We start from the raw sequence: 23,088 nt of genomic DNA on the forward strand, positions 1-23,088 counted from the left end.
TGGCCGGTTCATAAAACCTTTCGCCGCGGCTGTCATCCGGGGCCGGGCATCGACGCGCGCCCCGGCCCGTGCTAGGCTGGGCTCATGGAATACCTCGTCCTCATGGTGGCCATCGCCCTGGGCGTTTTTCTTTTTTGCCTGACCGGGCAAAAAGGCCGCGCCGGCGGCACCTGACTGCCCGAGTCCTGCCGTCGCGGGCGACGGGACGGCGACACGGACGCGGCTCAAACCCCGCGGCGCACGGACACGACAAGGAGAGGACCGTGAATCGACGGCAACTTGCCTCCTGGCCGCTGCTGGCCCTGGCCGTGTTGGCCGCCCTGGCCGCCTGTTCCCGGCCGCCGGCCGACGACGCCGGCCGCAAGGCCCAGGTCGACGCGCTCTATGCCGACTACAAAAAGAGCTTCCCCCAGACCCCGGAAATCACGGCCGAGGCAGCCGTGGCCCTGGCGGCCCGGGGCGAACTGCTGCCCATCGATGTGCGCGAACCGGCCGAACGGGCCGTTTCCACCCTGCCCGGCGCGGTCACGGCCAAGGAATACCTGGCCGACCCGGGCCGTTTCGCCGGGAAAAAAGCCGTGGCCTACTGCACGGTCGGCTACCGCAGCGGCCTGTGGGCCCAGAAGGAGGCCAGGGCCGGGCTGCCCGTGGCCAACCTGGCCGGCGGCATCCTCGGCTGGCTCCATGCCGGCGGCAGCCTGATCGACGCCAAGGGCGCGCCGACCAAAACCGTCCATGTCTACGGCCGCACCTGGGATCTGGCCCCGACGGGTTACGTCTCGGTCTGGTGAGGGGCGCGCCCGTAATACCGCAGGAAGTAGCGCCGGCCGGTGGCATCGGCCAGGCCCAGGCGGCGGCCGGCCAGGTAGGCGCAAAAGAGCCGCAACACGCCGCCGACCTGGGCCGCAAAGCCCCGGCCCTCCCAGCGGCGCGGTGAAACGGTCAGCCCGCCGCCGCAAAGCGCCGTCTCGCCGGCCTGCCGCAGCCGCAAGGCCAGTTCCACGTCTTCCATAAGGGCCATTTCCGGCATCCCGCCAACGGCTTCCAGGGCCTGGCGGCGGAAAAACTGGCCCTGGTCGCCGAAACTGATGCCCGTTGCCCGGGCGCGCAGGGCGTTGAGGCCGGCGACAAGGCGCAGCCCCGCCCCGCCGGCGGCGAAACGCATGCCCACCGCCCCGCCGGCCAACTCCGGCCCGGCATCGAGGGCCGCCAGCACCCGGCCCGGCACCTCGGCCCGGCAGACGCAGTCGGCGTGGAGCACGAGCACGGCCTCGCCCCGGCAGGCGGCCACACCGGCAGCGATCTGCCCGCCCCGGCCGCCGCCGGCCGCAAGCAACCGGGCCCCGTGGGCCAGGGCCACCAGGGCCGTGGCGTCCTGCGAGCCCCCGTCAGCCACGATCACCTCGCCCACCTGGCCGGCCCGGCGGGCCGGTTCGAGGGCGGCCAGGCAGGTTCCCAGCCGGGCGGCCTCGTCGCGCGTCGGCACCACCACCGACAGGCCGGCAACAGGCGGTATCCCCCGGACAGGGACCAACAGCCCCGGCCGAAACCAGCCCCACACAGTCAGCCCGAGAAAAGGCAGCCACACGGTTGCCATGGCCGCCGCTTCGCCGCCAAGGCCCACGGGCCGCAGCCAGGCCGGTGCGGTGCACAGGCCCTGGGCCGCAAGCAGCCACCCGGCGGCCCAGGTCGGCCGGGCCAGCCACAACGACACAAGGGGCAGGAAATACCAGGGATAGACGGTCGGCAGACAGGCCAGCACCGTGACAAAGGCCGCCATGGGCCCGCGCCGACTGTCCTGGATGGCCAGCCAGAGGACGGCCAAGGCCGCGCCGCCCAGGGCCAGGGAGCAAAGCGGCGCAAACCGGCCGCAAACCGGCCACAACAGCGCCGTCACCGGCCCGCCGTGGGCATTGTGGCCGGCGAAGGCGAAAAGCGAGGCGAAAAAGCTCCCCTCCCCCTGGCCGAAAAACCCGAAAGCCACGAACGGCACCAGGACCGGCCAGGCCTTGCGGGCATTGTCGCCCCGCAGAAAAAAGGCGGCCAGTACCAGGGCCGGATATTTGACCAACCCGGCCGCGCCCAGGCACAAAAAGCCCCAGCCGTCCCGCCGTGCCCCGAAGGCCGCCAGGGCCAGGGCGAAAAGCGGCAGCATGGCCGCGTCCAGGTGCCCTTCGCCGGCGCCCATGGCCAGGGACAGGGGGTTGAGGGCCGCCAGGGCCAAGAGGGACACCCGCGCGGCCCGGCGCCACAGCCAACCGGCCAGGACGGCGCAGCCAAGCAGGTCGAGCAGGCCGGCGGCAGCCTTGAAGGCCAGGGGCGTGGGCGAAAGAGCGGCCACCAGCCGGCAGTAGAGCTCGGCCAGGGGCGGGTAGGCGGCGGCCAGTTCCTTGTGGTTGACCCCGGCCAGGACCTGCCGCAGGGTCTCGGGCAGCAGGGCCAAAAGGCGCGCGTCGCCCGGCGCCAGGGCATAGGGGTTGCCGCCGGCCAGTTGCAGCGCGCCTTCGACGACGTAGCGGTTGACGTCGCTGTCCGCCGGCCAGGCCCACAGGAAGACCAGCCGCAGGCCGAGCCCCAGGCCCAAAAGGACGGCCACGGCCCTGGCCCGCGACCAGGCCGGAAAACTCCTGGCCAACCAGGCCAGGGCGCCAAAGGCGGCCAGGAAGCAGGCGGCGTAGCCGGCGCGCCCGACCGTCAGCGGACCGCAGGTGGCCAGGGCGAGCAGGCAGGCCATAAGCGCCCACAGGGGGTGAAGCCCTCGGAGCCAGGCCGGCGCCCTGGGCACCATCAGCCTGGCCAACACGCCAAGCCCCCCGGGAGGCGAAGCCCTTGCAGCACGGAAGGCGGGGGCGCAAGGCGGCCGGGTTCAGGCATGATCAGCGCCCGTTGAGCGACCAGTCGTAAGGCAGGTAGGCCAGGTCCTGTTCCTTGGCCGCGTCCATCTTCCCGGCCAACTCCGGGTCGGCATAGCGGCGAACGAAGGCCCACACGCCTTGCCGGCCGCCGAAGTCGTCGCCGTACCAGTCGAAGATGCGGCTGACGTGGAGCGTGCCGTCTTTTACAAACGTATTGGCCGGATTGTTGATGAACCGGCGCGCCGCCGCGTCCAGGGCGGCGTCCAGGCCGGCCCCCTCGTAGGGCGCGCTGGCCAGGGGCGGGCAGCTCACGGAGGCGCAGTTGACGGCGAAATGGACCCGGGGGTCGCGAAACTGGGGCCGCAGGAGGCCGTGCTCCACGTCGTCGAGGCTGACCGTGCCGCTTTTGAGCCGCACGAAGGTGCGTTTCCAGGGGGAGCGCAAAAGGCTCCCCGCCTCCTTGATGGAGCCGATGCCGGGATAGTGTTCGAGGATGAGCTTGAGGGTCCAGGCGTTGTAGACGTTGATGTAATAGGCGAAGCGCTCCTCGCGGTTGAGGCTTGCCGGGTCCACGCGAGTCAGGGCCTCCAGGTAGGCGTCGAGCTCCTTTTCCCGGCCCTTGAGCCCGGCGTAGTCCACGACGCCGTCATGGACATGGGCCGCCAAAAGCGCCGCATAGGGCGCGTCCCGATCCTGGCCGGCCAGGGCCACAATCGCCGTCAGCAACACCACGGCCCAGGCCGCCGCCATGACGCCTCGCACCATCATACGCCTTCCCGCCGTTGCGGCTATTAATCGAGTTCCTCGCACAGAGCCCGGCCAAGCCCGCCCGGCCGCATGGGCCGCCAGGGCAGGCCCGAGGCCGGGGCGTCGCGGTCGAGGGTCTTGCCGCTGACGCCGACCCAGGCCGCCGCCCGGCGGGCGATGCGCTTGCCGGCGCAATCCAGGGTCACCCGTTCCACGGAATAGGCCACCGGTTCGGGCACGCCATGGTCCTCGGCCAACTCCCGGCCTTCCTGTTCGGAAAAGACCCGCTTCACGCGGATCTGGACGAAATCCCCGGTCACCCGCACCGATTGGCGGTCGTAGAAAAGCGTCACGGACTGGTCGTCATGGGCGGCCAGAAACCTCCAGTCCGTGGCCAGGGCCGGCCCGACCCCAACCGCTCCCAGCAGCACGGACAGCAGTATGATCAGACGCATCCGCTCCTCCTCACTCACGATCCCCGCGGTTGTCCAGCCTTCTCACTAGCACCGGCCCGGCCAGGGCACAAGCACACGCGGCCTGCCCCTTTGACGAACGCGCCAAGGCGTTTTATGAGGAATCGGGGAGTCGGACAGGCTGTCGTCGCGGGCCGTTTGGCCCGGGGAGGAAAGTCCGGGCTCCACAGGGCGGGACGCTGGGTAACCCCCAGCGGGAGCGATCCCGGGAGAGCGCCACAGAAAGCAAACCGCCCGCGCGACCCGCGCGGGTAAGGGTGAAACGGTGGGGTAAGAGCCCACCAGTTGCCGCGGTGACGCGGTAAGCTCGGCAAGCCCCGTTCGGAGCAAAACCAAATAGGAGGGCGTCAAGGCTGGCCCGGCCGTGCCCTCGGGTAGGTTGCTTGAGGCCGTGGGTAACCACGGCCCTAGAGGAATGACAGCCGCCCCGGATCCTCCGGGGAACAGAACCCGGCTTATCGGCCGGCTCCCCTTTTTTTCCACCGCCAACCAAAGGAATCCCGTGTCGGTGTGGACCGTGCTGCTCGCCGCCGGGTCGGGCACCCGCCTGGCCCAGGCCTCGGGCGGCGTCAAGAAACAGTTCCTGCGCCTGGCCGGCAAGCCGCTGTACTGGCGATCGCTCGCCACCTTCGCCCAATGCCCGGAGATGGCCGGCATCGTGGTCGTTTTTCCGCCTGACGACCTGGACGAGGCCCGCGCCGAGCTCACGGCGCTTCTGGCCAAAAAGGATCCGGGCGTGGCCGTGGCCGTCACGGCCGGGGGCGTGCGGCGCCAGGATTCCGTGGCCAATGGACTGGCCGCCCTGCCGGCGGGCTGCCGCACCGTGCTCGTCCACGACGCCGCCCGGCCCTTCGTGGACGCGGGGCTCATCGCCCGGGTGCTGGACGCCCTGGCCGCCGGGGCCGGCGCCGTCATCCCGGCCCTGCCCGTGACCGACACCGTCAAGGAGGCCCGCGACGGCCTGGTCGTGCGCACCCTCGACCGCAAGAGCCTGGCTGCCGTGCAGACCCCCCAGGGGTTCGACCTCGGCCTGTTGCGCCGGGCCTTCGCCGCGGCCGGCGAGGGCTGCGACGTCACCGACGACGCGAGCCTGGTCGAACACCTGGGGCTGCCCGTGGCCATCGTGGCCGGCTCGCCGGAAAACCGCAAAATCACCAACCCCGAGGACCTGGCCTTGCTCGCCGAACGCGCCGCCCCCGCCCATCCCGTCGTCGGCTACGGCTACGACGTCCACCGCTACGCCGACCCGCTTAAGCCCGGCAAACAGCCGGCCCGGCCCATGAAGCTCGGCGGCTACCCCATCCTCGGCGCCCCCGAGGTGCTGGCCCACTCCGACGGCGACGTGCTGCTCCATGCGCTCACCGACGCCATCCTGGGCTGCGTGGCCGCCGGCGACATCGGTACGCTCTATCCGGACTCCAATCCGGATTTCGACAACATGGCCTCGGGTGTCTTCGTCAGCGAGGCGCTCATCCTGGCCCGATCCAAGGGGCTGACCATCAGCCACGTGGACCTGACCATCATCGCGCAAATCCCGCGCATCCACCCCCATGCCCAGGCCATCCGCCTCAACGTGGCGGCGCTTCTGGGCCTCGACCGGTCCCAGGTCAACGTCAAGGCCACCACCGAGGAGGGCCTGGGCTTTACGGGCGAAAAAAAAGGCATCAAGGCCGTGGCCGTGGTCACCGGCCTGCGGCGGCCCGTGACGGACCCTGACGCGCCCGCGTCCTGACCCCCAACCGACCAAGGTTCCCCTTGCCATGGCCCCGACTGCCGCCGCACCAGTCCCGCCGAAGCCGCCGGTCAAACTCAACAGCGCCAGGCTGCGCACCTGGCAGGCCCTTTTCGCCAGCCCGCCCCGGGCGGACATCGCCTGGGACGAGGTGACGGCGCTCATCCGGGCGCTCGGGGGGCGGGAAATCCACCACCACCAGAAAACCACCGGTTCGCGGGTCCGGTTCCTGCTTGGCGGGGTGAAGGGCTTTTTCCACCGGCCCCACCCGGAAAACGTGCTGGGAAAACCCTGCGCCGCCGATGTCCGGGAATTCCTGTTCCGGGCCGGCGCGGCCGCCTGAGCCTTGGGGGAAATATGGCCACCGACGCCTGCTACGCCACCTACAAGGGCTATTGCCTGGAGTGCCGGCCCGAGGACGGCGGCCTCCATGGCCGCATCGCCGGCATCCACGACATCGTGACCTTTCACGCCGCCACGCCCGAGGCCCTGCAACGGGCCTTCGAGGAGGCCGTGGACGATTATCTGGCCGTGTGCGGCGAAGCCTGCCTGGCCCCCGATCCCGGGCAAGCCTGACACCGGCCGCCCGGCCGACAAAAGCCTGGCAAGCCACCGGATCGGCCCTGGAGCCTGGTGGCTACCCCAGCCCGGGCACCTCCGAGGTGGTGGCCCCCGCAAACGGCGCCATGCCCCTGCATGCGTGTGCCGCCGCCATCCGCATCCGTGGTGCGCGATACGAAACGATCAAAGCCTGCGCCCGGTTACGTGATGCCCATACTGATTTTTTCCCGACAAACTCAAGCCATCCGGCGAGATGGTCACATGGTCAACAAACTTTCCCCCCATCCATATGATAACATATCTTCGCGCCTGGGCATCTTCGCAACTCCAGGATGAGTTTGGAAGAAACCGCGAGGAGGTATCAATGGAACCGTCAGCCCTAAATGTATGTATATCACCAGTAAACCACTTCCACTTTCCAGCAAGGGACGGCGGTGGCGCCTGATCCTGACCAGAAGCGATGCTGAATAGAGAAGAAGCGTTACTATCTTTGTTATCTCTTTTATCAACAGGAATGAAGCGTTCCTTGTGGGGCTTATCCACCAATCGCAAGGGGGCGACGTTGGTATCATACACGAGGAAAGCTATATTTTCCGGACAGCATCGAGGGCCGTCCGTATAAATTGGGACTATTACCTGACTGCCTGCCACGGAAACATTATCAACCACGACATCCAGGACAGTTTCCGGATCGAACCAGCGGCCACAATCATTGGCCATATCCTTCAAAGCCAACAGCTTCAACAGTTGCGCGCCACCTACCAGCTTAAAAACATAAACATCACGAAGAGGATGATTTATCCCGTGAATTCCATACTCAACGACAACCACAGCAATACCATCGCCATAAACCACTCTATCGATACTGAAATTGCCATTGGCATTTGAAAACATACCATTTTGAACTTTGGTAGCGTCCACGGAGGTGGTGTAAATTCTGAAGTCGTCCAGGCCGGGGGAGAGCCTCCGGCCCGGACGGAATGGGCGAGGTGGCCATCGGGTCAATTGGCTGTAAGGTGAAGTTACGACGCCGCACCTGCAACCAAAGGAGACCACGATGGCCGAGGACAGCATGGCATTAATCGAGCTGATGCAAAAGGCCGACGGCGGCGATTTTCTCCGCTCCCTGGCGGAAGCCGTCCTGCAGCTTCTCATGGAAGCCGATGTGGACGGCCTCATCGGGGCCAGCCGCCACGAGCGAAGCCCCGAGCGAGTCAGCTACCGCAACGGCTACCGTGACCGCAGCCTTGATACCCGCATCGGCTCCTTGCAACTGCGCATCCCCAAGCTGCGCCAGGGCAGCTACTTTCCGCCCTTCCTGGAGCCACGCAAGACCAGCGAACGCGCCTTGGTGGCCGTCATCCAGGAAGCCTGGATCGGCGGCATCTCCACGCGGCGCGTGGATGATCTGGTCCAGGCCATGGGCCTTTCCGGCATCTCCAAGTCCCAGGTGTCCAAGCTGTGCAAGGACATTGATGAACGGGTCCATGCCTTTCTTTCTCGGCCGCTGACCGGCGAATGGCCCTATTTGTGGCTGGACGCAACCTACCTCAAGCAGCGCGAAGGCGGCCGGGTGGTCAGCGTCGCCGCCATAATCGCCGTGGCGGCGAACACCGAAGGCCGCAGAGAAATCGTGGGACTGCACATCGGCCCCAGCGAGGCCGAGCCGTTCTGGTCTTTTTTCCTCAAAAGCCTTCTTCGTCGGGGACTTGGCGGCGTGAGGCTTGTCGTCTCCGACGCCCATGAAGGCCTCAAGGCCGCCATGGCCAAGACGTTCGGGGCCACGTGGCAACGCTGCCGGGTCCACTGGATGCGAAACGCCTTGGCCCGGGTTCCCAAGTCCCAGCACGCCATGGTCTCGGCCGCCCTGCGCCAGGCCTTTTTACAGCCGGATGCGGCCAACGCCAGCCAGACCTGGCGGCATGTCGCCGATCAGCTTCGTGGAAAATGGCCACGGCTCGCCAGCTTCATGGACGAAACCGAGCACGACGTGCTGGCCTACATGACCTTCCCGGCGCAGCATCGGGTCAAGCTGCACAGCACCAATCCGCTGGAAAGGCTCAATAAAGAAGTGAAGCGGCGGGCGGACGTAGTCGGCATCTTCCCCAACGAACAGTCCATCATCCGGCTCATCGGGGCCATCTTACTGGAGCAAAACGACGAGTGGCAGCTGCAAAGCCGCTACATGCAGGTCGAGGCCATGGCCGAACTCAACACCCAACCAAACGAGGCGCAGCCAGCCCAAATTCCACCAAGAGCAGCCTGACCGAGGGCCACCTCAAGCACACCAGAATTTACACCACGTTGACGGACGTGACCTGAACTTTTATGTCATGACCTACGCCAAGATGATCTTTCGCCTCCTCAGACAGTACATATGTATAGTTTTTAAAATCGGCCTGCTGAGCACATGCAGTATTGCCAAGAAAAAGCATCGACAAACTCAATCCGCACCACAGGCAAATATATTTCATCACAATACCCCAGCAATCGGCCTGCTTCTGACCATTCAATTATCGCACTTTACCTCCAACGAATTGCGGACACATACTCCAATACTACCCGCAGGCATCTTGACCAGAAAAATTACCATCAGACAAGGCCCAGCCCATATTCCCGTTGGAATCTACAATCTTTACCCACCATTCGCACTTCGGCTTCCTTAACTTGACATCTTCTTGATGCACAGATGAAAATCTTCCCTTATGCCAGACCTTCCAGTTCCCCTCACCGGCATAGTTCAAGACATAAAACACATCGCCACTTTTCACATTACTCTGCGGTATGTCATGCAAAGCCGTCATTTCAACAGGAATCGACCAGACTTCTCCAGTAATTCCCCTCACTGACTCTCCAGCCTTTAGCAGACCTATTGGCTTTGAACTATCAGGATTATCGTAGAGTACAGTCTGGCGCGTCACTTTCCATTGCCTGTATGTGCAGCACTCAAATGGGCATGCCCCCTTATCTATATACTTTTGAAGAGAATTAAAAAGCTCGTTTCCCCAAGCATATACTGGGAACATCATACCACAAAACAACAACGACAATCGAAATACATTGTATAATACGTGCATACATACCTCCTGGCAACGCGTCCATCATGTCAGACACTCGCCAACCCATACACTCGGCCGAATTCGAAAACCCCTTCCAGCCACTCCATTTTCTTATAGTCCTTTCGAATCTCTTCTGACGTTTCTCGAAAATAATACATCCCACGTCAATCAGTTTTCTAGGTTGTGTAGACATTTACCGTAGCCAGACAGCTATCGCCGCCACATGGAGAAACGACAAGTATGCGATGGCCAGCTTGTCATATCGTGTGGCAATTCTCCTAAACTGTTTGATCTTATTGAACATGCGTTCGATCGCATTTCTTTCCTTGTAGATATGGCGGTCATAATCGCGAGGCATCTTCCGAAGAGAACGGGGCGGGATAACAGGCTCGGCCCCTTTCGATCTGATGGCATCAACGATAGCCTGCGAGTCATATCCCTTGTCTGCAAGCACAAAATCAGCTTGTTGATCTTCTATTAAAGGCAAAGCTTGATTATAATCCGATTCATTGCCACCTGTAAGGATAAATTTTGTTGGACAACCTAATGAATCAGTTGTAGCATGGACTTTCGTGGAGAACCCACCTTTTGATCTACCGAATTCCTGAAACTGCTGCCCCCTTTGCGCCAGCGGCATGTTGATGTGCCCGAACAATGGTGCTGTCAATCATAAGCCATTCCGTATCCGCATCAGCTGCTAAGGTGTTGAAGATCATTTGCCAGACGCCATTTTTTGACCATCGAATAAATCGTTTGTGTACTGTTGACCACTTGCCATAACAAGTAGGCAAGTCGCGCCATGGTGCTCCGGTCTTGGCCATCCACATCACCGCGTTAAGGAAAAGCCGATTGTCTTCCGCCGTTCTTCCTCTATCACCGGCTTTTCCGGGAAGAGCGTCCTTTATCTTGTCCCATTGCTCATCAGTAATGGTGTGTCGTAGCTCCATTGTATCCCTCCTGTAGAGAGGAATAGCATGGGACAGATCAAATGTCTACACGGCCTAGCTGTCGTCATGGCTTTTCCCCCGCAAATGGCTTGACCCGGTATTTTGGATGGCCCATGCACTGCACGCCACTCCAGCCCATCTTGACGATCGCCACGTGTGCCCGTCATAAACCCCTTTTATTGACATTCATTCTCATTATCAATACCAAGGCTTCGTCCCGGATCGCTCGCCACAGGGGCTTCGCCCGCGCACCGCACGGTCCGGAAGTCCGCGCCGGGCCGGCGGCGCGTCCCTGCTCCGCCTGGCGGACGGTCCGGGCAAAACCCCTTCGGAGGCTTTTTTGTGATTCCATCCCATGTCGCCCGCGCCCTGGAAACCCTGCTTGCCGCCCGCCAGCCCGTCTTCCTCTGGGGGCCGCCGGGCGTGGGCAAAAGCCAAGTGGTGGCCCAGACCGCCGCCGCCCTGGACCTGCCCCTGATCGATATCCGGGCCGTGCTGCTCGATCCCGTGGACCTGCGCGGCCTGCCGCACATCGGCCAGGATGGCCGCACCCACTGGCGCGCCCCGGCCTTTTTGCCGACCGGCGGCCGGGGGGTGCTCTTCCTCGACGAATTAAACGCCGCCCCGCCGCTGGTGCAGGCCGCCTGCTACCAGCTCATCCTCGACCGGGCCCTTGGCGAATACCGCCTGCCCGAGGGCTGGCGCGTGCTGGCCGCCGGCAACCGCGACCAGGACCGGGCCGTCACCCACCGCATGCCCTCGGCCCTGGCCAACCGCTTCGTGCACCTGGACTTCGAGCCCGGCCTCGAGGACTGGGCCGCCTGGGCCGAGGTTTCCGGCATCCGGCCGGAAGTCGTCGCCTTTTTGCGGCTGCGCCCGGCCCTGCTCCACGATTTCGACCCGGCCCGGGCCGATCGGGCCTTCCCCTCGCCGCGCACCTGGGAATTCGTCTCCAACGTGCTTTCGGCCCGGCCAGAGGGCCGGGTGGAGCGCGAACTGCTCGCCGGGGCCGTGGGCGAGGGCGCGGCCGTGGAATTCGCCGCGTTTTTGCGCCTGTGGCGCGAGCTTCCCGACACCGCCGCCGTGCTGGCCGACCCCGACGCCGCGCCGGCGCCGGCCGATCCGGCCGTGACGCAGGCCATCTGCGAGGCGTTGGGACGCCTGGCCAGCGCCGAAACCATGCCGGCCATCTCGCGCTACGCCGCGCGGCTGCCGGCGGAATTCGGGGTGCTGCTCATGCGCGAGGCCGCCCGCCACGACCAGGGGATCGTGGCCACCGACGCCTTCGCCGCCTGGGCGCGGGCCAACGCCGAGGTTTTCGCGTGAACGGCCCCGATCCCGTCGCCCGAACGCTCGGCCGGGCCAGGATGGAGCTGGTGCTGGCCCATCCCTTTTTCGGGGCCATGGCCCTGCGGCTTTCCCTGCGCGAGGACACGGGCTGCCGCGACCTGTGGACCGACGGCCTGACCCTCGGCTACAACCCCAATGCCCTGGCCGACCGCGACGAGGAAGACATCGCGGCCATGCTCGCCCACGTGATCCTGCACGTTTCCTTCGAGCACCACCTGCGCCGGCGCGGCCGCGACAAGGCGCTCTGGAACAAGGCCTGCGACCTGGCCATAAACGGCCTGCTCGTGGAGGCCGGCTTCACCCTGCCCCGGGGCTATCCCTTTGACGCTGCCAGGACGGGACAGACGGCGGAATGCATCTATGCGGCCCTTGCCGCCGACCGCGAGGAGCGCCCCGGCGGCGGCGGCGGCAAACCGGCCAAGCGCCGGGAGGCGGCCTCGCCCGAGGCCCTGGGCGGCGGCGAGGGCAACGCCCCCTTTGCCGGCAAGACGCCCGAGGCCTCGGCCGCCACGGCCGCCCTGGATGCGAAAGCGGCGAAAATGACCCGCCAGTCGGCCCGCGGGGACAAGGACGCCCCGGACAAGGCCCGCGACGGCGCCCCCGGCGGGCTGGCCGGCGAGGTGCGCGACCATCCCGACCTTTCCGGCGACCCGAGCCAGGCCAAGGGCCGCGATCTGGCGGCCAAGGTGCGCCAGGACGTGAGCCAGTCCCTGCGTTCGGCGGCCGACATGGGCAACCTGCCGGGGAACCTGGCCCGGCAACTTGGCGAGCTGGCCCGGCCGAAACTCCCCTGGGCCACGCTGCTGCGCCGTTTCATCCTGTCGCGGGCGGTTGGCGACTACACCTGGTCGCCGCCCAACCGCCGCCACATCCATGCCGGGCTCTACCTGCCCTCGCCGCGCAGCCAGACGCTCGGCGACGTGGTGCTGGCCATCGACACCTCGGGCTCGGTGGGAAGGGCGCTGCTTGCGGCCTTTTGCGCCGAACTGTCGGCCATCCTCGATGTCTGCGACGCCCGGCTGGTCGTCTATTTCTGCGACGCCGCCGCGTCGCAGCCCGTCATCCTCACCCGAAACGACCCCCCGCTCAGGCTTTTCCCCACGGGCGGCGGCGGCACGGACTACCGGCCGGTGTTTTGGCGCGTCGAGGCCGAGGGCCTGCGCCCGGCCTGCCTGATCTATCTCACGGACATGCAATGCGACCGTTTTCCCGACGAGCCGGCCTACCCGGTCCTGTGGGCCGCGCCGGCCTCGCCCCGAACCCGCCCGCCCTTCGGCGAGGTCCTGGAACTGCCCCCCCTGTAAGGAGAAGGCCATGCGCATCACCTGGCACATCGAGAAACAACGCGGCAACCTGCGGCCGCAGCTTTCCTATTCGGTCATCCTGGAGGGGCATGAAAAGGGCCTGGCCCTGCCCTACGTGCGTGTGGAATCGACGATTCCCGAGCCGCCGGCCGCCTGGCAGGCGCATTGTCATCCCGGGGAGCACGAGCGGGCCGGGGCCGCGCCGGCCGGCTGTTACAGCCTGGCCACGCCCAGCCACGCCATGCGCGGCACGGGCCAGACCCTGCGTCTGCCCTGGCGGGCGGACAACCGCTATCCCGAGGTGGAGGCGTCGTTTCGCCAATTGCGGGAGGCCTTCGAAGCGGAACTGGCGGCGGCCCGGGCCAGCGAGCCCATGGACGAGGGCGGTGAACTGACCGTTTCCCTGGAACTCAAGCGCGACATGGCCCTGGCCATCGTGGCCGACAGGCTGCTGCGGCTGGCCAAGTAGCGGCCGCCGTCCGCGCCGGGTATGCCCGAACCCGGCGCGGACGCGGGGAAGGTCGCGCCTAGCCCCGCAATGCCTTATAATAATTAACAAGCCCGTTGGTCGAGCAGTCGTGCCCGGCCACGGGCTTTGCGTCTTCCAGTTCCTGGAGGATGGTGCCGGCCAGAACCTTGCCGAGCTCCACCCCCATCTGGTCGTAGGAATTGATGTCCCAGATCGTGCCCTGGGTGAAGATCTTGTGCTCGTAGAGCGCGATGAGCGTGCCCAGGGTTTTCGGGTCGAGGGACTTGTACAGAAACGAGTTGGTGGGCCGGTTGCCGGGGAAGGACTTGGCCCGGGACAGCAGTTCCAGGCGCTCGGGCGCATAGCCCTTGTCGGAGAGCTCCTCGCGGGCCTCCTCCACGGTCCTGCCCCGCATGAGGGCCTCGGTCTGGGCGAAGAAGTTGGACAGGAGCATGTCCTGGTGCCGGCCCAGGGGATTGTGGGTCGTGGCGGCGGCCAGGAAGTCGCAGGGGATGAGCTTTCTTCCCTGGTGGATGAGCTGGTAGAAGGCGTGCTGGCCGTTGGTGCCGGGTTCGCCCCAGAGGATGGGGCCGGTGGAATAGTCCACGAAACGGCCATCGTTCGTCACCGACTTGCCGTTGCTTTCCATGTCGCCCTGCTGGAAATAGGCGGCGAAACGCGTCAGGTACTGGTCATAGGGCAGGATGGCCTGGGTCTGGGCGCCGAAGTAGTTGTTGTACCAGATGCCGAGCAGGCCCATGACCACGGGGATGTTTTTTTCCAGCGGCGCCGTGCGGAAATGCTCGTCCGCGACAAAGGCGCCCTCGAGCATGTCCTCGAAGTGGTCGAAGCCCACGGCCAGGGCGATGGACAGGCCGATGGCCGACCACAGGGAATAGCGCCCGCCCACCCAGTCCCAGAAGGCGAACATGTTGTCCGTGTCGATGCCGAAGGCGGCGACGGCCGCGGCGTTGGTGGAAAGCGCCACGAAATGCCTGGCCACGGCCGCCTCGTCCCTGGCCGTCGCCAGGAACCAGTCCCGGGCCGCGTGGGCGTTGGCCATGGTTTCGAGGGTGGTGAAGGTTTTCGAGGCGATGATGAAAAGCGTGGTCTCCGGCGAGACGCGCCTCACGGTCTCGGCCAGGTGCGTGCCGTCCACGTTGGAGACGAAATGGGGCGTGATGCCGGGCACGGCGTAGTGGGCCAGGGCCAGGCTGGCCATCTGCGGCCCGAGGTCCGAGCCGCCGATGCCGATATTGACCACGTCGGTGATCCGCTTGCCGGTATAGCCCGTCCAGGCGCCGGAATGGACGAGGGCGCAAAAATCGCGCATCTGGGCCAGCACCCGGTTGACCTCGGGCATGACATCGGCGCCGTCGACGACAATGGGCCGGTTGGACCGGTTGCGTAGCGCCACGTGGAGCACGGCCCGGTCCTCGGTGCGATTGATTTTCTCTCCGGCGAACATGGCGTCGCGCCGGGCCGCGACCCCGGCCTCCCGGGCCAGGGCGAACAGCAGGCCCATGGTCTCGGCCGTCACCCGGTTTTTTGAATAATCGAACAGGATGTCCCCCAGGCGCAGGGAGAAGGCGCCGAAACGGCCGGGGTCGGCGGCGAACAGGTCGCGCAGGCGCAGGTCCTTGGCCGTCTCGTAATGCGCGGCCAGGGCGGCGTGGGCGGGCAGTTCCGTGAAAAGCGGCATGTCGCGTTCTCCTTCACTGTTCGGTTACGGTCAGGGAGTGGCCGGCCGCGAAGCGCCGGCCGGGTGCAAGGGCCGGTTGACGCGGCCGAAAAACCGCCGGTGCGTCGGGGCGTCCAAGGCCAAGTGGCGATATACCACCAGTTTTGCCCAATCCTCAAGGAAAAGCCAGACGAGGCAGTAGCCCCAGATGAGCCCCACATACTCCCAGGGAACGGCGGCCACGAACCAGCCCAGGCCCACGCAGGCCGTGGCCAGGGCCTTGGTGGCCAGCGCCGACCAGATCATGGCCGGGGCGGGATGGGGCGCGGCCCAGAAGGGCTTGCGCGTGCGGGCCACGAACAGGGTCAGGTGCCCGGCCACGGCCAGCTTGAGGAAGATGAAGGACTGGATTTGCGCCAGGTCGAGCTTCAAGTAGGTCTTGGCCAGAATGAGCAGGCCGAAGGTCTCGATGACGCCGATGACGCCAAGGACGGTGGAGAGCGTGAGCACCCGCCGCATGTCCCAGCGCACGGGATTGGGGTCGAGGTAGGTGTTGTCGTAGGCGATGGTCATGATGGGCACGTCGTTTAAAAGCGCGAGCAAAATGATCATGACGGCCGTGATGGGATAGAAGTTGTAGACCAGGATGGCCAGGACCACGAAGAGCATGATGCGGATGGTCTCGGTGATGCGGTAGATGGCGTAGGAATTCATGCGCTCGAAGATGCGACGGGCGTATTCCACCGCCTCGACGATGACGGAAAGCCCGGGCGCGGTCAGGACGAGGTCGGCGGCGGCCCGGGCGGCGTCGGTGGCCCCGGACACGGCGATGCCGACATCGGCCTGTTTGAGCGCCGGGGCGTCGTTGACGCCGTCGCCGGTCATGCCGACCAGGTGCCCCCGGTTCTGGAGGGCCTTGACGATGCCGTACTTGTGCTCGGGAAAGACCTGGGCGAAGCCGTCGGCGTCCTCGATGCGCTGCTCCACGTCGGCGCCCAGGCGCGACACGTCGGCACCCTCGGCGAAAAAAGTCCCGGCCGGGACGATGGCATCGCCAAGGCCCAGTTCGCGGGAGATCTCCCGGGCAATGGCCGTGTTGTCGCCGGTGACCATCTTGACGGCGATGCCGTGCTCGCCGGCCTTGGCGATGGTCGCGGCCGAGTCCTCCCGGGGCGGGTCGGACAGGGGCAGGATGCCGCAAAAGGCCCAGCTCCCCTGCCCGTCCTTGCGGGCCACGCCGAGGGTGCGCGAGCCCTTGGCCGCCAGCCCCTCCACGGCGGCGTCGGCCCTGGCCGCGTCCTCGGGGGGAAGCGCGCACAGCCCCATGACGACCTGGGGCGCGCCCTTGGTCACAAGGAACGAGGCGCCCGAGGCGTCGGTTATGGCCGCCTCGGTGCGCTTGCCCACCGGGTCGAAGGGAGTAAACGACGTCTGCTTGTACGGCTCCAGAGCTTTTTGATCCGGCAGGCTGGCCAGGATGGCCAGGTCGATGGCGTCGCGATCCTCGGCCTTGGAGGCCAGGGCGCCCAGGCGGATCAACTCCGCCCCGTCGGCGGCGGCGAAGACGATGGGCTCCCCAAGCGTCAGCTTGTTCTGGGTGAGCGTGCCGGTCTTGTCCGAGCACAGGATGTCCATGCCGGCCATCTCCTCGATGGCCTCCAGGCGCGAGACGATGGCTTTCAAGCGCGACAGGGCCAGGGCGCCCACGGCCATGGTCACGGACAAAACCGCCGGCATGGCCACGGGGATGGCGGCCACGGTCAAAATCAGTGCGAACTGGGCCAGCTCCAGGAGCTTCTCGCCCCGGTCGAGGCCGACCAGGATGAGCACGGCCACCATGGCCAGCGTCAGGTAGATCAGGTAGTTGCCGATGGTCATGACGGCTTTCTGGAAATGGGAGGCCGCGCCGGCTGTGGACACCAGGCGGGCGGTCTTGCCGAAAAACGTATTGACGCCCGTGGCCGTGACCACGGCCACCATCTCGCCCTGCTTGGCCACGGCCCCGGAATAGACCGTGTCGCCGACCTTTTTGGCCACGGGCAGGGATTCGCCGGTCAGCGCCGCCTGGTCGACGCTCAGGTAGTCGCCCTCCAGGCAGACGGCATCGGCCGGGATGACGTCGCCCAGACGCAGGCGGATGACATCGCCGACAACGAGGCCGGCCGCGTCGATTTCGCCCCAGGCCCCGTCGCGCAGGGCCCGGGCCCGCAGCGCCAGCTGGTTTTTGAGCGCCGCCAGGGCGTTTTCCGCCTTGTGCTCCTCGAAAAAGCCGATGGCCGCGTTGAAGACGAGCAACACGAGGATGATGGTCAGATCGGCCCAGTGGCCGACCACGGCCGACAGCACCGCCGCCGCCTCGATCATCCAGGGGATGGGCCCCCAGAAATAGCCGAGGAGCTTAAGGAGCGGATTGACCTTTTTTTCCGGCAGGGCGTTGGGGCCGTTTGCCGCCAGCCGCTTGGCCGCCTCGGCGGCGGTCAGGCCGGCCGGGGTGGCGCCGGCGTCCTTGAGGATTTCCGCCAGCGTTTTCCGGGGGGCGTCGGACGTCTTTTCGGCCATGCTGCGACCTCCTTTGCGAATGGCAACGGCCCGGGCGGGCCCTTTGCGGGATGGAAACCACAACTAGCACGGCAAGCCGCGAAATGCACGCCCGGCAACCGTATCGCCACCCCTCGCGGCCGTACTGTCACGCCGTTGGCACGGGTTGGCCAAGCAGCGTGACGGCGTCGGCGTATGCGGCCCGCAGCGCCTCCATGTACACCGCGTCCACGGGACCCTTCCAGGTCGTGACTTCGGCAAAGCGCTTGGGGATACGCGTGGCCGCCGGATCGTAGCCCGTGCACATCTTTTGGCGCCAACGGGCCCGGCGGGCGTTTTCGGCGGCCACATCGATGTTCTGGGCCAGTTCCCCGTGGCCCAGGCAGGTCAGGGCGGCGGCCACGACCTCGGGCTTGTAGACCTCCCGGGCGAACAGGCAGGCGACAAGCGAGGTCAACAGGACGCGTTCGCGTTCGTCGTCGACCAGGAACTTGACCACGGCCGCGACGTCCTGCTCCTTGTGCTTCTGGTCGTAGGAATAGGCCCCGGTATCCAGGTGGGAATGGCGGAAGGCCACGGTCTGGGAGGCGAAATAGGTTTCGCCCGTGGCGTAGCCGGCCATCTCCTGGCCGAGCACGCAGGCGAAATCCTCGCCGCCGTAGACCTTGGCGGCGGCCATGGCCCCCTGGCCCAGGGCGGCGTAGAAGTCGTTGGCTTGGTGGCCAAGCAGCCACATGGCCCGTTTGAAGGCGGTTGCGTCGCCGAAAGCGAGCTTCACCTCGGTTTCCTTTTCGGAAACAAGCCCCTTTTGCGTGGCCTCCACGGCCCAGGCCAGGGCCACGCCGGCAGAGATGATGTCCAGGCCCTGCCGGTCGGCCATGTCGTTGATGGCCAGGACCTCGGACGGGTCGGTCACGCCGAGCATGGGGCCGGCGGCGAAATTGGGCTCGTGGTCGTAGGCCACCTGGTGGATGGCGAAGCGGTGGGAAGCGCTGAACATCTCGCGCACCATGCCCACGTGGATACAGCCCACCGGGCAGCCGGCGCAGGCGGCGTTGTGCATGAGCAGCTTTTCGGCAAAGGCCTCGCCGGAGACCTTGTCGGCCTCGGGGTCGCTGGTGGCCGTCAGGTTGCGCCAGGGCAGCGACTTGAGGGCGTTTAGGGGCAGCACGTTGGCCGGCGTGCCGAGGTCGTGGTATTTCTCCATCATCCCGGACGACGTGACCTTTTCGTGGATGTCCTTGAACAGTTTGGCGTAGCCCTTGTCCTCGGGCAGGGCCAGGTCGCCGTCGCCCATGAGCACCACGGCCTTGCAGTTCTTGGCGCCAAGGACCGCCCCGGCGCCCAGGCGGCCGAAGTGGCGGTAGGTGTCGACGTTGATGCAGGCGTAGCCGCTGCCGTTTTCCCCGGCCGGTCCGATGCGCAGGATGCTGCGGTGGCCCGAGGACCCGGCGGCGATCTTGCGCAACAGCTTGCCCGTGGTGAAGACGTCGGCCCCGCGCAGGTAGTGGACGTCGAGGAGCTCGATGCGCCGGGAGCCGACCACCAGCGTGGACAGCCGGGCCGCCTTGCCCGTCAGGACCAAGGCGTCGTAGCCGGCGAAACGCAACGACAGCGCCGAGCGGCCGCCGGCGTGGGACTCGGCGTAGTTGGCGTTGTAGGGGGATTTGAAGCCGCACACGGTCTTGCTCATCAGCGGGAAATAGCCCGTGGCCGGGCCGATGGCGAAAATGAGCGGCTGGCCCGGGTCGAAGGGGTGGGCCTCGGGCAGGCCGTACTTCTCGTAAAGCAGCGCGGCCAGGCCCGAGCCGCCGATGACGTCCAGGCGGCCGGGGACCAGCCGGATGTCGGCCCGGGCGGCCGTCAGGTCGTACACCAGGACGCGAAAGAGGTTGTTGTCGTTATTTTCCGGCGACATGGCAGCTCTCCAGGCAGGGCGCGGCCGGGTCGGCGGCCTCCACCAGTTCCAGGCAGTCGTGGGGGCAAAAGGGGATGCACTGGCCGCAGTGCAGGCACACGGCGGGACTTCCGGCCGCGTCCAGGTTGATGGCTTCGACGGGGCAGGCGGCGGCGCACTGGCCGCAGCGCACGCACAGGGATTTTTTGAGCGTCACCCCGCCGCCGGCCTTGCGCTGGGCCATGGCCCCGGTGGGGCAGGCAGCGGCGCACGGGGCGGGGTCGCAGGCCAGGCACAGGACGGCCTGGTAGCCGCTGGACACGCCGCCGGTGGAACGAATTCGGATACCTGCGGTATTCCAGGAAAAGCTTTTGTAGACCAGCCTGGCGCAGGCCAAGGAACAGGAATGGCAGCCGATGCAGCGTTCCATCCGCAGGGCGCGGTGAATTTTCATGGACACGGGCTCCTTTGGCCGAGCGTCAAAAAAGGCATAATGGTTTCGGGGGGATTTCCATACAGACTGTGGCAGACACGCCGGGCCCGGTCAACCGTGTTTCGATGGCAATCCGGCTTTTTCCCGGAAACGGGCCTACCCCTGGCGGCGTGGCCGATGGGCGCCCCTGTTTGCTGGCAAGCCGGCTTTTTCCCGGAATCGGTTCCATCGTCCTTGACCGGGCGTCCGATTGCGCCTATAGACCTTTTTCCCGCTGGGGGCGTAGCTCATCTGGGAGAGCGATGCGTTCGCAACGCATAGGTAGTGGGTTCAAGTCCCATCGCCTCCACCAAGAAAATCAGGGCCTTGTGGCAACACGCCGCAAGGCCCATTTTCTTTGCACCACAAATTTGCACCACAAGGCCCTATTTCCGAGGCTTCGACGACCTCGCTTCCCGCTTGCAGGCCTTGCATTCCCGGCCCACCCCGGTCCAGTTCCTGGAGCTCTTCGGGAAATCACTTTTTGGCTTGAAAGACTGGCATTTATAGCACCATGCCGTGTTATCGTCCTGATATTTCCTTCTGGACGCGCCGTTGAACGACGAACGGAGAAGGTCGAGGCGCTTCCGGTCTTCCTTTCGGATCAGTTCCAGGTTCCAAATCTTGAAGTTCTTCTTGTCACCATCCAGATGGTAGACGTCCTCGTCTGGCTCAAGGGCGCGGCCAAGATACTTCTCCACGATAAGGACATGCAGCCTTGCGCTGTTTTTGATGAGGCTACGCTTCTTCAAAGTCGGCAATTTGTCGATGGCACTCCGCTTCCCGGCCCTCCTGACCCGCTGATAGACCTCCTGGACCATTCGCACCGTCGTGTGTCCCATCATTCCGGCCACAATCCCCGGGTCAACCCCCTGCTCGAGGAGGGCTGTCGCGAAATGATGCCGAATGTCGTAAAGTCGAAGCCGGCGCCTGATGCCGGCCGCCGCCTTCGCATTTTCCCAGGCGCCCTTGACGCTGGCGACCGGCTTGCCGCGCCAGTGGATTGGCCACGCGATCCCGGCCGCCTCGTCGTCCTCCTGCCACTTGCGGAGCGAAGGCAAAATGTCCATGGCCAGGGGAACGTCCCGCCAGGGGAGGCCGCCCTTGTCGGCCGACTTGACCCTGACCCACCCGTCGTCCAAGTTGAAATCGTCCCATCGGAGGGCGAAGAGCTCCGACTGGCCAGGTCGCACCCCAAGGTAAAAGGAAAGTTGGATGGCTCGGACAAGGTGCGGCGGGCTGACGTCGAGGATGGCCTCGACCTCTTCGCGGGAAGGGGGCATAGCCTTCGATACCTGTTTCTCCTTTTCGATGAAAAAATCTGCCCCGGGATTCTTGCTGATGAGCTTGTATTTCTTGCCCCACCGCAGGATGGCGCGCACGCGCTCCCATATCCTGACGGCGGACCCGGGAGAGCCGTTCTTCCTGGCCTGCTCCACGATCTTTCCCAGGTCTTCCTCGGTGATTTTTTCAACCACCTTATCCCCGATGACGGGAAAGACGTAGGCCTCCAGCGTATAAATGTCGGCCGCCAGCGTCGTTGCCGCCAAGGCACGGCGCGTCTGGTATTGATCGACGAGTTTTCGAAACGTCAGTCCTGAAACTGGCTCAGGGGCGAGTGCGGTGGGGTTGATCTTTTTGATCGACTTGACGATGAGTTCGCGCGCTTCGGCCTCGTTTTTCGAGTCGAAGTATTCCTTCTCGGGCTGTGTCTTTCCGGGAACGCGGTAGGAGACGATCCATTTCCCCTTTCCGCCGCGCTGGTATGCCATGCGCCGATGCATACGGCAGGGAGGGCCGAAGGGGCAACGGTCAAATCAGGCGGCTCGGCTTTCCAGGATGGCCTTTACGCGCTCTTTGACGGGCCTTTTATCGGCCTTCTCGCGGTTCTTGGCAGGCTGTTTCTTGGCCCGCAGGTACTTCTGCGGGCAGGCCATAAGGTCGTCCAGTGTGGACTTGGCATAGACATTGGCGAGGGGTCCGGACAAAGGCACGTCGAACATCGCAAGGAGGGTTTCCCACTCCCGCTTGCTCTGGCCGCAATACGCGGCCGCCTTGTCAGGCTTGCCCGCCGCATCGTCCTCAAGGCCGCCTTCGACCTCCTGTGCATGCTCATCGAGGGCACCCCGAAGGACACCGTCCGCGCTGCCGCCTCCTGGACCATCGACACGCACTGGTCGGATTGGCAGGAGCCTCCCGGCGACTACACGGGCGTGGATCTCATGTCCAAGGCACAGCAGATCGTGGTCGCCCTGCCGGACTCGGACGTCATCTGCATTTACAACAACATTTCGTACCTTATGCCGCTCGAGGACGGACATTCGCAGCAGGCCCCGACCGGGTTCATCGCCAACTCCATGGCCGCGTTCGCGGATTTGTTCTCCAGGGCCGCCCGGGAACGGGGGTATGCCTCATGAAGGTCTTTTCCTACATCGCTCCCCTTGTAGTGGTCTTGCTTGCGGCCGGATGGGGGTTTGGAGTCACCCTCAAAGTCCTGCTTTGGGACATTTTTGGCGTTCTCCCTCCCGTGGCGGACTGCATTGATCTCGGACTCGAATTTGCCTTGATCGTTTATATCGCCGTCTCCTGCTGGAGGTGGCGGTCATGACCCCCGACGCCATCGTTCATGCCGTGCAGACTCATTTCAAGGCCAACTGGGTCGCCACGCCGGCCTTCTACGACAACTTGGCGACGCCAAAGACGCTCCCGGACAAATGGGTCCGCTGCTCGATCCTGCCCGGCAAGAAGTTCTCGCGTGAGATCGGCCCCGGCGGCATCAGCCGGCGCGTCGGCGTGGTCAAAGTCCAGGTCTTCACGCCGGCAGGATGCGGCGTGCAAGCCCGTGGAGACGTTGGAGCGGGTGCTGCGGCTCGAGGTTGAGCTCTACCCGCTGATCCGGGAGCGGTGGGAACGGAACAGGGAGAAGCCAGAGGGGGGCGGGGGCGGGAACCCGTGGGGAGAGGAAGATTGAACGGGGGGCCGGCGGGAGTCGGCCCCCTGATT

At 65.5% G+C, this 23,088-nt stretch carries 22 protein-coding genes, 1 tRNA gene and 1 other RNA gene; 12 read left to right on the forward strand and 12 right to left on the reverse strand.

Going from position 1 to position 23,088, the window contains the following annotated elements; translation table 11 throughout:
- The first annotated feature begins 263 nt into the window (after positions 1-263).
- Positions 264-791, forward strand: coding sequence for a rhodanese-like domain-containing protein (locus tag ACP59X_RS14150; RefSeq protein WP_428559432.1), 528 nt, complete (start codon positions 264-266; stop codon positions 789-791).
- Here the strand turns inward: ACP59X_RS14150 and ACP59X_RS14155 are convergent.
- The 3 genes from ACP59X_RS14155 to ACP59X_RS14165 form a co-directional block, all read right to left on the reverse strand.
- On the reverse strand, positions 773-2,734 hold the full coding sequence (locus ACP59X_RS14155) for a glycosyltransferase (protein ID WP_428559434.1): 1,962 nt from the start codon (positions 2,732-2,734) through the stop codon (positions 773-775). The two genes, ACP59X_RS14150 and ACP59X_RS14155, sit on opposite strands and share 19 nt — an antisense overlap.
- A 142-nt stretch (positions 2,735-2,876) precedes the next feature.
- On the reverse strand, positions 2,877-3,623 hold the full coding sequence (locus ACP59X_RS14160; protein ID WP_428559437.1) for a DUF547 domain-containing protein: 747 nt from the start codon (positions 3,621-3,623) through the stop codon (positions 2,877-2,879).
- A gap of 23 nt (positions 3,624-3,646) precedes the next feature.
- On the reverse strand, positions 3,647-4,057 hold the full coding sequence (locus tag ACP59X_RS14165; protein ID WP_428559440.1) for a surface-adhesin E family protein: 411 nt from the start codon (positions 4,055-4,057) through the stop codon (positions 3,647-3,649).
- A 126-nt stretch (positions 4,058-4,183) separates the two neighbouring features.
- Between ACP59X_RS14165 and rnpB the strand changes: the two genes are divergently transcribed.
- The 4 genes from rnpB (at position 4,184) to ACP59X_RS14185 (ending at position 6,383) form a co-directional block, all read left to right on the forward strand.
- Positions 4,184-4,549, forward strand: an RNA gene (gene rnpB / locus ACP59X_RS14170) — RNase P RNA component class A.
- Positions 4,550-4,577: 28 nt separating this feature from the next.
- Positions 4,578-5,807, forward strand: a complete 1,230-nt coding sequence (ispD, locus tag ACP59X_RS14175; protein WP_428559442.1) for a 2-C-methyl-D-erythritol 4-phosphate cytidylyltransferase — start codon at positions 4,578-4,580, stop codon at positions 5,805-5,807.
- Positions 5,808-5,835: 28 nt separating this feature from the next.
- The gene (locus ACP59X_RS14180) at positions 5,836-6,150 is read left to right on the forward strand and encodes a type II toxin-antitoxin system HicA family toxin (protein ID WP_428559445.1); all 315 of its coding nucleotides are present in this window, start codon (positions 5,836-5,838) and stop codon (positions 6,148-6,150) included.
- 14 nt (positions 6,151-6,164) lie between these two features.
- Positions 6,165-6,383 carry a hypothetical protein gene (locus ACP59X_RS14185; RefSeq protein ID WP_428559447.1) on the forward strand — a complete coding sequence of 73 codons (219 nt, stop codon included), beginning with the start codon at positions 6,165-6,167 and terminating at the stop codon, positions 6,381-6,383.
- Positions 6,384-6,551: 168 nt separating this feature from the next.
- On the opposite strand, the gene ACP59X_RS14190 is transcribed toward ACP59X_RS14185, so the two are convergent.
- A complete protein-coding gene (locus ACP59X_RS14190; RefSeq protein WP_428559450.1) occupies positions 6,552-7,289 on the reverse strand; it encodes a hypothetical protein in 738 nt (245 codons plus the stop codon).
- A gap of 136 nt (positions 7,290-7,425) precedes the next feature.
- On the opposite strand from ACP59X_RS14190, the gene ACP59X_RS14195 reads away from it, so the two are divergent.
- Positions 7,426-8,634, forward strand: a complete 1,209-nt coding sequence (locus ACP59X_RS14195; protein WP_428558936.1) for an IS256 family transposase — start codon at positions 7,426-7,428, stop codon at positions 8,632-8,634.
- Between the two features lie 292 nt (positions 8,635-8,926).
- On the opposite strand, the gene ACP59X_RS14200 is transcribed toward ACP59X_RS14195, so the two are convergent.
- A complete protein-coding gene (locus ACP59X_RS14200) occupies positions 8,927-9,445 on the reverse strand; it encodes a hypothetical protein (protein WP_428559452.1) in 519 nt (172 codons plus the stop codon).
- A 175-nt stretch (positions 9,446-9,620) separates the two neighbouring features.
- Positions 9,621-10,374, reverse strand: a protein-coding gene (locus ACP59X_RS14205) for an IS5 family transposase (protein WP_428558424.1) whose coding sequence is annotated in 2 segments (ribosomal slippage) — positions 9,621-10,047 and positions 10,046-10,374 — 756 coding nt in all. Because the reading frame shifts where the segments join, the coding sequence is not laid out codon by codon here.
- A gap of 342 nt (positions 10,375-10,716) precedes the next feature.
- Between ACP59X_RS14205 and ACP59X_RS14210 the strand changes: the two genes are divergently transcribed.
- Genes ACP59X_RS14210 through ACP59X_RS14220 form a run of 3 tightly spaced genes read left to right on the forward strand, consistent with a single transcriptional unit; the run spans position 10,717 to position 13,497 of the window.
- On the forward strand, positions 10,717-11,700 hold the full coding sequence (locus ACP59X_RS14210; RefSeq protein ID WP_428559454.1) for an AAA family ATPase: 984 nt from the start codon (positions 10,717-10,719) through the stop codon (positions 11,698-11,700).
- Entirely contained in the window at positions 11,697-13,028 is a 1,332-nt protein-coding gene (locus ACP59X_RS14215) for a vWA domain-containing protein (protein ID WP_428559456.1), read from the forward strand. Before ACP59X_RS14210 ends, ACP59X_RS14215 begins: the two co-directional genes overlap by 4 nt.
- 10 nt (positions 13,029-13,038) lie before the next feature.
- Complete coding sequence (locus ACP59X_RS14220) at positions 13,039-13,497, forward strand: hypothetical protein (RefSeq protein WP_428559459.1); 459 nt, start codon at positions 13,039-13,041, stop codon at positions 13,495-13,497.
- A gap of 58 nt (positions 13,498-13,555) precedes the next feature.
- On the opposite strand, the gene pgi is transcribed toward ACP59X_RS14220, so the two are convergent.
- From pgi to ACP59X_RS14240, 4 genes are all read right to left on the reverse strand, one after another.
- Positions 13,556-15,199, reverse strand: coding sequence for a glucose-6-phosphate isomerase (gene pgi, locus ACP59X_RS14225; protein WP_428559461.1), 1,644 nt, complete (start codon positions 15,197-15,199; stop codon positions 13,556-13,558).
- Between the two features lie 30 nt (positions 15,200-15,229).
- Positions 15,230-17,737, reverse strand: coding sequence for a plasma-membrane proton-efflux P-type ATPase (locus tag ACP59X_RS14230; protein ID WP_428559463.1), 2,508 nt, complete (start codon positions 17,735-17,737; stop codon positions 15,230-15,232).
- Positions 17,738-17,864: 127 nt separating this feature from the next.
- Positions 17,865-19,634 (reverse strand): aldehyde ferredoxin oxidoreductase N-terminal domain-containing protein, encoded by a 1,770-nt coding sequence (locus tag ACP59X_RS14235; RefSeq protein ID WP_428559465.1) that lies wholly within the window; start codon positions 19,632-19,634, stop codon positions 17,865-17,867.
- Positions 19,618-20,067 (reverse strand): 4Fe-4S dicluster domain-containing protein, encoded by a 450-nt coding sequence (locus ACP59X_RS14240; RefSeq protein WP_428559467.1) that lies wholly within the window; start codon positions 20,065-20,067, stop codon positions 19,618-19,620. Before ACP59X_RS14240 ends, ACP59X_RS14235 begins: the two co-directional genes overlap by 17 nt.
- 255 nt (positions 20,068-20,322) lie before the next feature.
- Here ACP59X_RS14240 and ACP59X_RS14245 point away from each other — a divergent pair.
- Positions 20,323-20,398 (forward strand) — tRNA-Ala (locus tag ACP59X_RS14245).
- Between the two features lie 73 nt (positions 20,399-20,471).
- Here ACP59X_RS14245 and ACP59X_RS14250 read toward each other — a convergent pair.
- Both ACP59X_RS14250 and ACP59X_RS14255 read right to left on the reverse strand, forming a co-directional pair.
- Positions 20,472-21,857: a tyrosine-type recombinase/integrase gene (locus ACP59X_RS14250; protein ID WP_428559470.1), complete on the reverse strand. Its 1,386-nt coding sequence runs from the start codon at positions 21,855-21,857 to the stop codon at positions 20,472-20,474.
- A gap of 45 nt (positions 21,858-21,902) precedes the next feature.
- Positions 21,903-22,088, reverse strand: a complete 186-nt coding sequence (locus ACP59X_RS14255; protein WP_428559472.1) for a hypothetical protein — start codon at positions 22,086-22,088, stop codon at positions 21,903-21,905.
- 105 nt (positions 22,089-22,193) lie between these two features.
- On the opposite strand from ACP59X_RS14255, the gene ACP59X_RS14260 reads away from it, so the two are divergent.
- Entirely contained in the window at positions 22,194-22,502 is a 309-nt protein-coding gene (locus ACP59X_RS14260) for a hypothetical protein (protein ID WP_428559475.1), read from the forward strand.
- Between the two features lie 187 nt (positions 22,503-22,689).
- The gene (locus ACP59X_RS14265; protein WP_428559477.1) at positions 22,690-22,965 is read left to right on the forward strand and encodes a phage tail terminator-like protein; all 276 of its coding nucleotides are present in this window, start codon (positions 22,690-22,692) and stop codon (positions 22,963-22,965) included.
- Positions 22,966-23,088 lie beyond the last annotated feature (123 nt).

It is taken from the genome of Solidesulfovibrio sp. DCME (assembly GCF_049995385.1).
Taxonomy (GTDB): Bacteria; Desulfobacterota; Desulfovibrionia; order Desulfovibrionales; family Desulfovibrionaceae; genus Solidesulfovibrio.

Excerpts from the sequence above, each read along its gene's own strand:
- ACP59X_RS14155 (WP_428559434.1), bottom strand. The coding sequence starts at position 2,734 with ATGGCCTGCCTGCTCGCCCTGGCCACCTGCGGTCCGCTGACGGTCGGG.
- ACP59X_RS14160 (WP_428559437.1), bottom strand. The coding sequence starts at position 3,623 with ATGATGGTGCGAGGCGTCATGGCGGCGGCCTGGGCCGTGGTGTTGCTG.
- ACP59X_RS14165 (WP_428559440.1), bottom strand. The coding sequence starts at position 4,057 with ATGCGTCTGATCATACTGCTGTCCGTGCTGCTGGGAGCGGTTGGGGTC.
- ACP59X_RS14180 (WP_428559445.1), top strand. The coding sequence starts at position 5,836 with ATGGCCCCGACTGCCGCCGCACCAGTCCCGCCGAAGCCGCCGGTCAAA.
- ACP59X_RS14185 (WP_428559447.1), top strand. The coding sequence starts at position 6,165 with ATGGCCACCGACGCCTGCTACGCCACCTACAAGGGCTATTGCCTGGAG.
- ACP59X_RS14195 (WP_428558936.1), top strand. The coding sequence starts at position 7,426 with ATGGCCGAGGACAGCATGGCATTAATCGAGCTGATGCAAAAGGCCGAC.
- ACP59X_RS14200 (WP_428559452.1), bottom strand. The coding sequence starts at position 9,445 with ATGCACGTATTATACAATGTATTTCGATTGTCGTTGTTGTTTTGTGGT.
- ACP59X_RS14220 (WP_428559459.1), top strand. The coding sequence starts at position 13,039 with ATGCGCATCACCTGGCACATCGAGAAACAACGCGGCAACCTGCGGCCG.
- pgi (WP_428559461.1), bottom strand. The coding sequence starts at position 15,199 with ATGCCGCTTTTCACGGAACTGCCCGCCCACGCCGCCCTGGCCGCGCAT.
- ACP59X_RS14230 (WP_428559463.1), bottom strand. The coding sequence starts at position 17,737 with ATGGCCGAAAAGACGTCCGACGCCCCCCGGAAAACGCTGGCGGAAATC.
- ACP59X_RS14235 (WP_428559465.1), bottom strand. The coding sequence starts at position 19,634 with ATGTCGCCGGAAAATAACGACAACAACCTCTTTCGCGTCCTGGTGTAC.
- ACP59X_RS14240 (WP_428559467.1), bottom strand. The coding sequence starts at position 20,067 with ATGAAAATTCACCGCGCCCTGCGGATGGAACGCTGCATCGGCTGCCAT.
- ACP59X_RS14250 (WP_428559470.1), bottom strand. The coding sequence starts at position 21,857 with ATGGCATACCAGCGCGGCGGAAAGGGGAAATGGATCGTCTCCTACCGC.
- ACP59X_RS14255 (WP_428559472.1), bottom strand. The coding sequence starts at position 22,088 with ATGTTCGACGTGCCTTTGTCCGGACCCCTCGCCAATGTCTATGCCAAG.
- ACP59X_RS14260 (WP_428559475.1), top strand. The coding sequence starts at position 22,194 with ATGCTCATCGAGGGCACCCCGAAGGACACCGTCCGCGCTGCCGCCTCC.
- ACP59X_RS14265 (WP_428559477.1), top strand. The coding sequence starts at position 22,690 with ATGACCCCCGACGCCATCGTTCATGCCGTGCAGACTCATTTCAAGGCC.